This is a genomic window from Undibacterium sp. CY21W (assembly GCF_014284265.1).
Lineage (GTDB): Bacteria > Pseudomonadota > Gammaproteobacteria > Burkholderiales > Burkholderiaceae_D > Undibacterium > Undibacterium aquatile.
On record NZ_JACOGE010000004.1, the window covers coordinates 345,024 to 357,301 of the forward strand.

The 12,278-nt window shown below is 49.0% G+C and carries 14 protein-coding genes and 1 tRNA gene; 12 read left to right on the plus strand and 3 right to left on the minus strand.

The window, feature by feature from the left end:
• Positions 1-15 precede the first annotated feature (15 nt).
• From H8K29_RS11910 to tatC, 4 genes are read left to right on the plus strand one after another with little or no spacing between them, the layout of a single operon-like run.
• A complete protein-coding gene (locus H8K29_RS11910; RefSeq protein ID WP_186897759.1) occupies positions 16-387 on the plus strand; it encodes a histidine triad nucleotide-binding protein in 372 nt (123 codons plus the stop codon).
• Positions 388-423: 36 nt separating this feature from the next.
• Positions 424-645 (plus strand): Sec-independent protein translocase subunit TatA, encoded by a 222-nt coding sequence (gene tatA / locus H8K29_RS11915; protein ID WP_186884516.1) that lies wholly within the window; start codon positions 424-426, stop codon positions 643-645.
• Positions 646-678: 33 nt separating this feature from the next.
• Positions 679-1,170: a Sec-independent protein translocase protein TatB gene (tatB, locus tag H8K29_RS11920; RefSeq protein ID WP_186884517.1), complete on the plus strand. Its 492-nt coding sequence runs from the start codon at positions 679-681 to the stop codon at positions 1,168-1,170.
• A 45-nt stretch (positions 1,171-1,215) separates the two neighbouring features.
• Entirely contained in the window at positions 1,216-1,977 is a 762-nt protein-coding gene (gene tatC, locus H8K29_RS11925) for a twin-arginine translocase subunit TatC (RefSeq protein WP_186884518.1), read from the plus strand.
• Between the two features lie 30 nt (positions 1,978-2,007).
• Here tatC and H8K29_RS11930 read toward each other — a convergent pair whose 3' ends face one another.
• Together H8K29_RS11930 and H8K29_RS11935 are read right to left on the minus strand one after the other, a co-directional pair.
• A complete protein-coding gene (locus H8K29_RS11930) occupies positions 2,008-2,676 on the minus strand; it encodes a DUF2461 domain-containing protein (protein ID WP_186897760.1) in 669 nt (222 codons plus the stop codon).
• Positions 2,677-2,684: 8 nt separating this feature from the next.
• Positions 2,685-3,851 carry a Do family serine endopeptidase gene (locus H8K29_RS11935; protein ID WP_186897761.1) on the minus strand — a complete coding sequence of 389 codons (1,167 nt, stop codon included), beginning with the start codon at positions 3,849-3,851 and terminating at the stop codon, positions 2,685-2,687.
• A 25-nt stretch (positions 3,852-3,876) separates the two neighbouring features.
• On the opposite strand from H8K29_RS11935, the gene H8K29_RS11940 reads away from it, so the two are divergent.
• On the plus strand, positions 3,877-4,629 hold the full coding sequence (locus tag H8K29_RS11940; protein WP_370527184.1) for a Nif3-like dinuclear metal center hexameric protein: 753 nt from the start codon (positions 3,877-3,879) through the stop codon (positions 4,627-4,629).
• Between the two features lie 54 nt (positions 4,630-4,683).
• Here H8K29_RS11940 and mscL read toward each other — a convergent pair whose 3' ends face one another.
• Entirely contained in the window at positions 4,684-5,103 is a 420-nt protein-coding gene (mscL, locus tag H8K29_RS11945) for a large conductance mechanosensitive channel protein MscL (protein ID WP_304941547.1), read from the minus strand.
• Between the two features lie 321 nt (positions 5,104-5,424).
• Here mscL and petA point away from each other — a divergent pair, with 321 nt between their 5' ends.
• The 7 genes from petA to H8K29_RS11980 all read left to right on the plus strand — a co-directional run bounded on the left by petA (position 5,425) and on the right by H8K29_RS11980 (position 12,184).
• Positions 5,425-6,039: a ubiquinol-cytochrome c reductase iron-sulfur subunit gene (gene petA / locus H8K29_RS11950; RefSeq protein WP_186884521.1), complete on the plus strand. Its 615-nt coding sequence runs from the start codon at positions 5,425-5,427 to the stop codon at positions 6,037-6,039.
• Positions 6,039-7,451 carry a cytochrome bc complex cytochrome b subunit gene (locus tag H8K29_RS11955; RefSeq protein WP_186884617.1) on the plus strand — a complete coding sequence of 471 codons (1,413 nt, stop codon included), beginning with the start codon at positions 6,039-6,041 and terminating at the stop codon, positions 7,449-7,451. The genes petA and H8K29_RS11955 overlap by 1 nt, the downstream gene beginning before the upstream one ends.
• Before the next feature lie 25 nt (positions 7,452-7,476).
• Positions 7,477-8,241: a cytochrome c1 gene (locus H8K29_RS11960; RefSeq protein WP_186897762.1), complete on the plus strand. Its 765-nt coding sequence runs from the start codon at positions 7,477-7,479 to the stop codon at positions 8,239-8,241.
• Between the two features lie 157 nt (positions 8,242-8,398).
• Positions 8,399-9,010: a glutathione S-transferase N-terminal domain-containing protein gene (locus H8K29_RS11965; RefSeq protein WP_186884523.1), complete on the plus strand. Its 612-nt coding sequence runs from the start codon at positions 8,399-8,401 to the stop codon at positions 9,008-9,010.
• A 124-nt stretch (positions 9,011-9,134) separates the two neighbouring features.
• The gene (locus tag H8K29_RS11970) at positions 9,135-9,644 is read left to right on the plus strand and encodes a ClpXP protease specificity-enhancing factor (protein ID WP_186897763.1); all 510 of its coding nucleotides are present in this window, start codon (positions 9,135-9,137) and stop codon (positions 9,642-9,644) included.
• 58 nt (positions 9,645-9,702) lie between these two features.
• Positions 9,703-9,778: transfer RNA gene (locus H8K29_RS11975), tRNA-Thr, on the plus strand.
• Positions 9,779-9,997: 219 nt separating this feature from the next.
• On the plus strand, positions 9,998-12,184 hold the full coding sequence (locus H8K29_RS11980; RefSeq protein ID WP_186897764.1) for a S9 family peptidase: 2,187 nt from the start codon (positions 9,998-10,000) through the stop codon (positions 12,182-12,184).
• Positions 12,185-12,278 lie beyond the last annotated feature (94 nt).

Below are 12,278 nucleotides of genomic sequence, written 5' to 3' on the forward strand. Positions count from 1 at the left end.
TTTGATCGGATAAACGTGGATAATTGTATCTTCTGTAAAATTGTTGCCAAGCAAATTCCATCAACGATAGTGTATGAAGATGAGAGCTTACTGGCGTTTAAGGATATTCATCCTGCTGCACCGGTGCACTTATTGATTATTCCAAAAAAGCACATAGATACCTTGTCTTCCGCACAGTCAGAGCATACGGAATTGCTGGGAAAAATGCTGGCGCTGGTGCCTAAGCTTGCGATTGAGCATGGTTGTGCACCAACGGTGATGGCAGATGGAAGTTTATCGGGCGGTTATAAAACCCTGATTAACACAGGGCCGGATGGCGGGCAGGAAGTGTATCATCTGCACACGCATCTGATCGGTGGTCCGCAGCCTTGGCGCGGACAACGCTAATTTTTTTAGAGAGCATTGCTCTCCTGGGAGTCAAACATGGGTTCATTCAGTATCTGGCACTGGCTAATCGTTTTAGTCGTGGTTATATTAGTTTTCGGCACCAAAAAACTTGGTAACGTTGGCGCTGATCTTGGTAAGGCTGTCAAAGGATTCAAAGACGGTGTTAAAGGTGAAGAAGAAAAATCATCCACTGCGACTCAGCAAGTGGCAGATAAAAGCACGATTGATGTTGACGCCAAAGAAAAATCGAAACAGTGAAGCAAGTGTTGCTGACTTCTGTGGGATGCGGCCATGATTGATCTTGGTATCAGCAAACTGGCATTGATCGGTGTCGTTGCCTTGATCGTCATCGGTCCGGAAAAATTACCGAAAGTTGCCCGCATGGCGGGCACTTTGCTTGGGCGTGCCCAGCGTTACATCAGTGACGTGAAAGCCGAAGTCAGTAAAGAAATTGAACTCGAAGAGTTGCGCAAAATGCAGAAAGATGTGCAGGAAGCAGCTCAGAATGTAGAGCAATCTGTCAGCGCTTCACTGCAGGAAGCAGAGAATGAGCTGCGTTCGATTGAACGCGATGCTCAAGATGATTTGCAGACGCCATTCACCGTTACGCATGCTCAAGTGAGCGAGAAAGCGAAAGATTTCCGTCGCAAGCGTCTGGCGAAAACATCGGCAGTTCCTGGCTGGTACAAAAGCCGTCATGGCCAGCGCAGCCATATCGTGTCCGGCTCCGCGCGGATGGCAAGACACAGGGCAAAAGCCCGTCCACCTGTCAGTTTTTTTTGATTCCTCTTTTATGTCCCTGCGCTCTTTATTTTGGGTGGTATTCGCATGAGCGATAAGATTGAACACGGCGCTGAGGAAACCTTCATTTCTCATCTTGTTGAGTTACGTGACCGTCTGGTGAAGGCGGTCTACGGTCTCGCCGCTGCATGTATTGTGTTGATGCTGTGGCCGGGGCCGGCAGCCATTTATGATTTTCTCGCCCGGCCCATGCTGGCGTCGTTGCCCGCCGGATCGAAAATGATCGCGACGGGCGTGATATCGCCATTTCTGGTGCCGATGAAGGTGACCTTGTTGCTGGCATTTATGCTGGCATTACCGTGGATACTGTATCAGGTCTGGGCCTTTGTCGCGCCAGGCTTGTACACCCATGAAAAGCGACTGGTTGCTCCACTGGTCATTTCCTCATCTCTGCTGTTTCTGGGCGGCGTCGCGTTTTGTTATTTCCTGGTGTTTGGCCGGGTATTTAAATTCATCAACGAATTTTCGCCAGCGTCGATCAGCATCGCACCGGATATCGAAAATTATTTAGATTTTATAATGTCGATGTGCCTAGCGTTTGGCGTGACCTTCGAAGTGCCCGTCGTCGTCGTTGTTTTGGTGCGCATGGGCCTGGTGACAGTTGAGAAACTCAAAGCGATACGACCTTATGTCGTGGTTGGGGCGTTTGTGATTGCGGCTATTGTGACGCCACCGGACATTGTCAGTCAGTTTTCACTGGCGTTGCCAATGTGGTTTTTGTATGAGCTTGGTTTGCTCATTGCGCCACTGTTTGTTCGCGTAACGCAGTCACCCGACACGGCCGAGTAGATGCTGCGGGACAGAACGTGTCCCGTAGAATTATGCGGCGCGCAGCCATTGAACCAATGGCAATGCACTTTGGAAGCCTTGTAACAAGGTGTGCTTAACCTCGTCACTGTCCATGCCTTTGAGCGGACATTCTGTCCACACCATGAAATTTTTGAGTTTGATGTACTCGATGTGTTTCAGTTCCGCATCAAACCCTTTCGGTGGACGACTCAGTTTTCCTTCTTCTTGCAGTGCCCCGAAAGCCTGTTTGAGTTTTTTATCTTTCAGCACTTTTTCAAATCCTGCTGCGTCATCAATGATGTGCTGACGGATTGCCCGCAGCCGATCAGATGGCGGCATATATTCGCCCACGGCAAAGAATAATCTGCCCGTAGCGTCCATTTGAAAATAATAAGCTGGCCCGCCGCCTTCGCTGGGCTTCTTGCGCCCGCTCGGCAGAATCGACGAGGAAAACGTCGTTTTGTATGGCGATTTATCTTTGGCAAAACGGACGTCGCGATTAATCCGGAACAGGGCCTTCTTTGGTTCGCAACCGGCGATTGCGGGGTCGAATTTTTGTATGCCTTGTATGAGTTCTGTCACCATCTGTAAGAACTCAGCGCGCAAAATATCGTAACGCGGCTTGTTCATGACGAACCACGCGCGATTATTGTTTTCAGATAACTCAGATAAAAAAGCTTGCAGATCAATCAGGTGCATATATCAGCCTATTCTTCGCGTCGGCTTGGTGGACGTTTGCCGACGGTGACTTCTAAAGTGGGTTCCTGTTTATTTCTCACCACGGTAATTTTTGCGGTATTCCCTGGTTTGAGTTGTGCAACCAGATTCAGCATTTCGGTCGTATCTCTGACCGGCTTTCCTGCAATGGAGACCAGAATATCACCCGGCTTCATTCCTGCTTTGTCTGCTGGCCCACCGCGGATCACACCGGCAATAATTGCCCCCGATTTCTGTTTCAGTCCAAAGCTTTCAGCCAGCTCTGGCGTAATGTCCTGAGGCTCTACACCGATCCAGCCGCGTACCACTTGTCCCTGGCTGATAATTTGTTCCATGACCGCTTTGACAGTCGAGACCGGGGTGGCAAAGCCAATGCCGACCGAGCCACCGCTCTGAGAGTAGATCGCTGTATTGATTCCAAGCAGGTTGCCATTGATATCAACCAGTGCGCCACCGGAATTACCAGGATTAATCGCTGCGTCGGTTTGTATGAAATTCTGGAACGCGTTGTCGGTCAGATTATTGCGTCCCAGTGCAGAAATAATACCCATCGTTACCGTTTGTCCGACACCGAAAGGATTACCAATCGCCAGTACAACGTCGCCGACCTTGGTGTCGTCGGGTTGTCCGAGTGTGATGGCAGGAATATTCGGCAGATTAATTTTAATGACCGCCAGATCGGTTTCCGGATCGGTACCGACGACTTTTGCCGCAGCAGTGCGTCCGTCGGCAAGGGCGACATCAATTTCATCCGCCGATTCGACTACGTGGTTATTAGTCAGGATATAACCTTCAGCACTAACGATGACGCCTGAACCCAGGCTGGATTGTCGCTCAGTTCTCTGATTTGATTGCTCGCCAAAAAAACGACGCAGAAACGGATCATTTAATAATGGATTGCGCGCACGTTGGATTTCTTTCGAGGTGTAGATGTTGACCACCGACGGCATGGCTTTCTGTGCCGCACCGCGATAAGAGCTTTGCGCACCGACACTGTTTGCCGGTGCTTCTTTCAGGCTGAGTGCCGACCCCATCGGGTCGCCCTGCGCTGCGCTGAACGGCTGATTTACCCAGCCTGGTTTTAAGGTGGTTACAATAAACCAAATCGCCAGACCAACTGTTACAGTCTGGGCAAACAATAACCAAAGACGTCGCATAAGGTAAATGATGAAAGTAAATTCAATAAGTAGGGATGAACTTGCCCAATTTCTAGAGACAGAATTGCAGCTTGCCCGTGTTCGTGATTATTGCCCAAATGGCGTACAGGTGGAAGGACGAAATGAAATTAAGCGCATTGTTACTGGTGTTACGGCAAGTCTGGCGCTGCTGAATAAGGCTGTCAGCCTGCAGGCTGACGCTGTACTGGTACATCATGGCTATTTCTGGCGCGGCGAGGATATGCGCGTCATCGGGCAGAAACAAAAGCGCTTAAAACTTTTGCTGCAACATGATATCTCTTTATTTGCCTATCACTTACCGCTCGATATGCATCCGCTGATAGGAAATAACGCACGTCTGGCGCATGAACTCGGTTTGCAGGCAAAGGGAAGATTTGGTGACGATGACCTTGGTTGGATCGGTCATTCAGTTGTGCCGGAGATCGTTACTGTAGGGCAATTTGCCCGGCATATCGAGACGTGCCTCGGACGGCAGCCATTGTTGATCGGTGAGTCGGACGAGCCTCTGGGCAAAATTGCATGGTGTACCGGCGCGGCACAAGGCATGTTAGACGCGGCGATCGCGGCAGGAGCAAGCGTTTATCTGAGTGGTGAGATATCGGAACCAACAGTGCATCTCGCGAGAGAGTCCGGCGTCGCTTACCTGGCGTGTGGTCATCATGCGACCGAACGTTATGGTATTCAGGCGTTGGGCGGGTTGCTTGCAGAAAAGTTCGGAATCGAACACTTATTTGTAGATATTGATAATCCGGTTTGATATCCGTTGGGATTGCCGGCGTCGTCAGGCAATCCCTTTGAGGTTGCGTTATTGTTATTTTTTCAGTGAGTCGCGAATTTCTCTGAGCAACAACACATCTTCCGGCGTTACAACTGGTGCTGGAGCGGGGGCAGGTTCTGCCTTTTTCATTTTATTAAACAGACGCACCATCTGAAAAATGATAAAGGCCAGAATCAGGAAGTTGACCGCAACTGTAATGAAACTGCCGTAAGCAAGCACGCCGCCGGCTTTTTTCGCCTCGATCAGCGTCAATGTGGTTCCTTGTCCATTCAGCGGCAGATAATAGTTGGAAAAATCCAGACCGCCAAAGATACGCCCGATGATAGGCATGACAACATCTCCCACCAGAGAGTCAACGATTTTGCCGAAAGCACCACCGATAATGACACCAACCGCCAGATCGACGACGTTGCCCTTGCTTGCGAAAGCTTTAAATTCCTGCATCATGCTCATTATTTTTCTCCGTAAATATATTGATTAATATATTGGCAAACGCTGCCAAGATAGTTAGATTGTATTTTAAGGCCGAAAGTAGCCTGAATAATCAGGATGCTTTGTTAATTATCTTTTCGTAAATTTTTTGCTTTAATCACAAAGTACAGGAAAAGATCTGAAGTAAATCAAAAAGTGTGTAAGTTGTTGAAAAAAAGCCTTGAAACGGGCGTTTCGGGTATCTTTTGCTTTAAAAGCATATCCAGCTACTTTATAATTTAATGTTGCTAGAAGTTGGATTGAGCTTCATCGGGTTTTGATTTTTGACAGATTGGGGTTGGTATGAGTAACGAAAAGCAGGTCGATTCTGGCCGTCGCGGTTTGCTCGTCGCCACTTGCGCGGCGGGTGGTGTGGCAGGTTTGGCAACAGCAGGAGCACTGGTGAGCACTTTCCAGCCATCTGAGCGAGCCAAAGCAGCTGGTGCTCCGGTGGAAGTTGATATTTCAGCTTTGAAACCGGGTGAGATGACAACAGTCGAGTGGCGCGGTAAGCCAGTCTGGATTCTGAAACGTACTCCGGAAATGCTGGCGAGTCTGGCAAAAACCGAAGATAAGGTGGCGGATCCTACCTCCAAAAAGCCTTACACGATGGATATGCCTGAGTACTGCGACAAACAAAGCCGCTCACGCAAAGAACATCCTGAGCTGTTAATCACCGTTGGTATTTGCTCACATCTGGGTTGCTCTCCGAGTTCCAAATTCCAGGCAGGTGCGCAACCATCGTTGCCGGATGACTGGCAAGGTGGTTTTCTGTGCCCATGCCACGGATCTACTTTCGATCTGGCTGGTCGTGTTTATAAAAATAAACCAGCCCCTCAAAATCTGGATGTGCCGCGTCACATGTTTTTGTCAGATACCAAAATTGTCATCGGTAAAGATGAGAAAGGCGAGGCTTAATCATGGCATTTGTTGAGAAAAAACTCCCGGCGGACGCTCCTGTCGTGGATAAAGCCTTGAACTGGGTTGATTCGCGCTTTCCGTTAACGAAATTGTGGAATGACCAGTGGGGCAAATACTACGCGCCTAAGAATTTCAATTTCTGGTACATCTTCGGTTCGCTGGCGATGCTCGTGCTGGTGATCCAGATCGTGACCGGTATTTTCCTGGTTATGCATTACAAACCAGATGCGAATCTGGCGTTTGCGTCCGTTGAATACATCATGCGTGATGTGCCGTGGGGTTGGCTGGTGCGCTACATGCACTCGACTGGCGCTTCTGCATTCTTCATCATTGTTTATCTGCACATGACCCGTGCTTTCCTGTATGGCTCATATCGTAAGCCACGTGAGCTGATCTGGCTGTTCGGCTTTGCGATTTTCCTGTGTCTGATGGCGGAAGCTTTCTTCGGTTACCTGCTGCCATGGGGACAAATGTCTTACTGGGGTGCTCAGGTTATTGTGAATCTGTTTGGTGCGATTCCTTTCATCGGCCCTGATCTTTCCCTGTGGATCCGTGGTGACTATGTGGTGTCAGATGCGACATTGAATCGTTTCTTCTCTTTCCACGTGATCGCGATTCCTCTGGTGTTGCTGGGCTTGGTCGCTGCGCATCTGATTGCTTTGCATGAAGTGGGCTCTAACAATCCTGATGGCATTGAGATCAAAGAAAATCTTGGCCCTGATGGTCACCCTGTTGATGGTGTTCCATCACATCCTTATTACACTTTCCACGACATTTTCGGCGTGACAGTGTTCCTGACGATCTTTAGCGCAGTGGTGTTCTTTGCTCCTGAAATGGGCGGTTATTTCCTCGAATATAACAACTTCATTCCAGCCGATTCTCTGAAAACGCCGCTGCATATTGCGCCGACCTGGTATTTCACGCCTTTCTATTCGATCTTGCGTGCGACAACATCTGAATTCTTGTACGTGGTTCAGGCTGGTGTTGCTGCTTATGTCGCCTTGATCTGGCTGACAACCAAGTTACCGCAAATCGTCAAAATGGCGATCGCCGGTGTCGCATTGCTGGCAATTATCGGCATGCTGCCATTTGGTCTGGATGCGAAATTCTGGGGTGTTGTATTGTTTGGCGGCTCTGTTGTGATTCTGGGTTTCCTGCCTTGGCTGGATCTGTCTCCTGTGAAATCGATACGCTATCGTCCTCACTGGCATAAGTATGTCTATATCGTGTTTGGTATTGCGTTTGTTGTCCTCGGTTATCTCGGGGTACAGCCACCATCCCCAACCGGCGAACGTGTTTCCCAGGTTTGCGCTGTGATCTATTTCGGCTTCTTCCTGCTGATGCCTTGGTGGAGTGCAATGGGTACATTTAAGCCAGTGCCGAAGCGCGTTACATTTTCGGCACACTGAGCGAACTAAGCGAGGAAGAATAAGCATGAAATTACTTAAAAAGATAATCGCTGTCCTAGCGTTTGTTCCTGCATTAGCGATGGCTAGTGGCGCAACATTCCCTCTGGATCGTGCTCCCGACCGTTCTACAGATATGGCGGCATTACAGAATGGCGCGAAGCTGTTCGTCAATTACTGCCTGAACTGTCACTCGGCCTCAGCAATGCGTTATAACCGTCTGAAAGATATCGGTTTGACTGATGATCAGATCAAACAAAACTTGCTGTTTACTGGCGAGAAAGTTGGCGATCTGATGAAAAATACGATGTCAGCCAAGGATGCTAAAACCTGGTTTGGTGCGGTGCCGCCGGATTTGTCCGTGATTGCTCGTGCCCGTGCTTCTGAAGCCGGCTCTGGCGCGGACTGGTTGTACACCTATCTGCGTACTTACTACAAAGATGATTCCCGCCCTACAGGCTGGAATAACATGGTTTTCCCGAACGTAGGTATGCCACATGTCTTGTGGGAGCTGCAAGGCGTTCGCGATGCCAAATTTGTGGAAGAAAAAGACCCGCATGATGCTTCTAAAACCGTACACAAATTTGTCGGATTTGAAAAAGTAACAGATGGCTCACTTGATCAGGCCGCTTACGATAATCAGGTTGGCGATCTGGTGGCCTACTTGCAATGGATGGGTGAACCAGCGCAAAATACGCGCAAACGTCTTGGTGTTGTTGTTCTGATTTTCATGGCATTGCTGGCAACACTTGCATGGCGTTTGAATGCTTCTTACTGGAAAGAAGTAAAATAAGGTATTGTTTCCTGTTTTGCGTCTGCGATTCATTAAATCGTAAGGCAGGAATTTCTAAGATCGTCCGTTTCTATCCGTCGTAAACGGACGAGTAATCCTTGGGGTGAGGCGCGCAAAATTGGCTCCTCGCCCTGATTGTTTCTAAGGAACTATAAAAATGATGGTTCTCTATTCGGGTACAACCTGCCCATTTTCTCAACGTTGCCGTTTAGTGCTGTTTGAAAAAGGCATGGATTTTGAAATCCGTGATGTTGATCTGTTTAATAAACCGGAAGATATTTCGACCATGAATCCTTATGGTCAGGTACCTATCTTGGTTGAACGTGAATTGATTCTGTATGAATCCAATATCATCAACGAATATATCGATGAACGCTTCCCGCATCCGCAACTGATGCCGGCAGACCCGCTGCAGCGTGCACGTGCACGTCTGATGCTGTTTAACTTTGAAAAAGAATTGTTCGTTCACGTACATACGCTGGAAAATGACAAGAGCAGCAGTTCCGCTAAAATTCAGGACAAAGCACGCGCTGAAATTCGTGATCGCCTGACGCAATTGGCGCCTTTATTTATCAAAAATAAATATATGCTGGGCGACGAGTTTTCCATGCTCGACGTAGCGATTGCACCTTTGTTGTGGCGTCTGGATCACTACGGTATCGAATTGTCGAAAACCGCTGCACCTATCATGAAATATGCTGAGCGCATTTTCTCCCGCCCAGCCTACATTGAAGCGTTGACACCTTCCGAGAAAGTGATGCGTCGCTAAGCTCTAAGCGATACGTCTTCTGTATCAACGGTATTTCAACAAGGCTGACTTATTCCATCAAGTCAGCCTTGTTGTTTTTATCGGTCCCATCTATTCTTAAACTTTGATCTGTTGAGTAAGCATCATGCAAGAAACATCGACGAAACCTTATTTCATGCGTGCCATTTACGAATGGTGTACTGATAATGGCTATACACCTTATATGGCGGTGAAAGTGCAGGGCGGTGCGCGGGTGCCTATGGAATTTGTCCGGAATGGCGAAATCGTACTGAACATCAGTTTTGGCGCGACCAGTGGCCTGAAAATGGATAACGAAGCCGTGACATTCAAAGCCAGATTCGGCGGCGTTTCCCGCGAGATTTACGTTCCTGTCGCGAATGTGATGGCAATTTACGCGAGTGAAAATGGTCAGGGAATGGCGTTTGAGCTGGATTTTGCCGAGCTGGAAGAAACGCAGGAAACAGTGCGATCCGCAGAGGAAAAAGAAATACTTGAAAATGAAGCGCCGCCAAGAAAATTAGGTTTGGCCGCAGTCAGTTCCAAACCGGAGAGCGAAGAAAAAGCGGATTTATCCACTGAACAAAAAAAATCAGAAAAAAAATCAGAAAAGCCCTCGCTAAAAATAATAAAGTAGCCTATAATCTTGGACTTCGGGAATGCAACGGCAACGAAGCAAACACGATAAGATTTTCGCCGGCTTAGCTCACTTGGTAGAGCAGTTGACTTGTAATCATCAGGTAGCCAGTTCGATTCCGGCAGCCGGCACCAATTAAAAACCCATCGTTAGCAATAACGGTGGGTTTTTTCTTTTCCGACGTATTTTCTATCCCCGGTGTGGTTCTGATTTCCATCGGTTTTATCCTTATTAATTTCCAGTCTTTCAACTGCAACAGTGAACTGTGCACAGCTCTGCATGGTCATACTGCGCAAGCGCGTGCTGATGAGTCAGTGTTGGCGGCACGGAATAAAAATACACAGAGGAGTTTCATGAAAAAAATAATCAACAGTGGCTTGTGTTTATTTCTCGCCGCCAGCGCAGTGATGGCGAATGCTGACGATGGCAAGCTGAGTCTGGAGATGCTGTATCACCCGCTGAAGAAAGAGAAATTCGATACCCGCCCGCTGACCCGTTTGTCGTGGGACCAGCAAAATCGTCTGATCGAGTCGGAAGTGAAAGACGGTGTCGTCAAGCTTTCGGTTGTTAATACCGGTACCTGGGAAAAGCAGTCGCTGACGGTTGATGGGAATATTCTGCGCTATCTAAAATCTGCAGGGATAGACGATAAAACGGCGCTGACTCTGGCGGAAAAGCTGGGACAACAGGTGCAAGCTGAAGTGAAGTCGTATTTGTTCACCTATAAAAATGATTTGTGGCTGCTCGATCTGCAAAATGCACACGCACGCGAATTGACGCATACGCCGGATCAGGCCGAAGATGAAGCGATACTCTCGCCGGACGCGAAATCGGTGGCGTACCTGAAAGGGAATGACCTGTATCTGACCGACATCGCCAGCGCGACAGAGAAACGTCTGACAACCGGCGGCAGCGAGACGAATCTGAATGGTCGTCTCGACTGGGTCTATATGGAAGAAATTTACGGACGTGGCAAATTGCGGGCATTCTGGTGGGCGCCGGATTCGCAGAAACTCGCCTTCCTGAATTTCGATGAAAGCAAAGTGCCGGTCTACACCCTCAGCGGTGATCATACGCAGCCTTTAAAAACGAATCTGACCCGCTATCCGAAAGCGGGCGACCCGAATCCCATAGTCAAATTAGGCATCGTTGATAAAGAAGGCAAACTGAGCTGGACAGTCAATCCTTATCCCGAAAAAGAAACCTTGATCGTGCAAGTCGGTTGGACGCCGGACGGCAAGTTGCTGGCCGGTTGGCAGGATAGAGTGCAGACCTGGCTCGATCTGCGTTTGTATGATGCGCAATTACTGCAGAGTAAAGTGATCGTGCGCGAGACCAGCCCGGCATGGACTGAGCGTCTGCCATTTCCGGTGTTTCTGAAAGACGGCGGTTTTATCTGGGAATCGGATCGCAGCGGGCATCGTCATTTGTATCGTTATGATCAGCATTATCAGCTGCAAAAAGTGATCACCAGCGGCGACTGGGATGTGCGCAGCGTGTTTGGTGTGGATGAAGCGCGGCAGCGGATATTGTTTGCCGCGAATCAGCGCAACCCTATCGGTAACGATGTCTACAGCGTGAATCTGAATGGTGAAGGCTTGCAGCGCCTGACTGAAGAATCCGGTACTCACTCGGTTCGCTGGAACAAAACCTTTACCCAATTCCTCGATAGTTGGAGCAGCCTCAAACAAACGCCGAAACAGGCCTTGTTTAACGACGAAGGAAAACAGCTCAGACTGATCGACGACGTTGGCATGCCAGAGAAAATGCGTACTCTGCGTCTGGCCAAAGTCAGCCAGCAACAAATCCGCGCGCGTGATGGATTTTTGCTGGAAAGCCTGTTGTACCTGCCGCCGGATTTCGATCCTGCAAAAAAATATCCGGTGTATCAGCATCTGTATGCGGGGCCGATGGCACCGCAGGTGAATGACCGCTGGTCGAATGATTTGTACCATCACTTCCTCGCGCAGCAAGGCTATATCGTGTGGGTGCTGGATAATCGCAGCGCCAGCAATAAAGGCGTGGCAAGCGCCTGGCCTATTCATAAAAAACTGGGGCAGCTCGAATTGCAGGATCAGCTCGATGGCCTGGATTGGTTGCGTCAGCAGGGCTGGGCGGACATGAACAGAATTGCGCTGAACGGCTGGAGTTTCGGCGGCTATTTCACCTCGTATGCGATGACGCACAGCAAAGCCTGGAAGATCGGTTTTGTCGGTGCGCCGGTGACCGACTGGCGTTTGTATGACAGCGTGTACACCGAGCGTTACATGGGCTTGCCGCAAGAAAATGCGAGCGGTTACGATCAGGGCAGTGTGCTGAAAGCGGCGAAAGATTTGCATGGCGAGATCCTGATCATGCACGGCACGATGGATGACAATGTGCATCCGCAAAATACCGTGATGCTGATCGACGAGCTGATCAAAGGCGGCAAGGATTACAGCCTGCAACTGTATCCGGGAGCAGGTCACGGCCCGCGCGGTGACTGGACGATCTGGTCTTTGCAAAAGGCAAAATGGAATTTCTTAAAGAGCAATCTATAATTTTTTCGGTTGTCTTTAATAAAAAAGGATGCTTTGGCATCCTTTTTTATTTCCCCCAGACATCTTATCTATTGATGCCTGGGCTTGCACATTC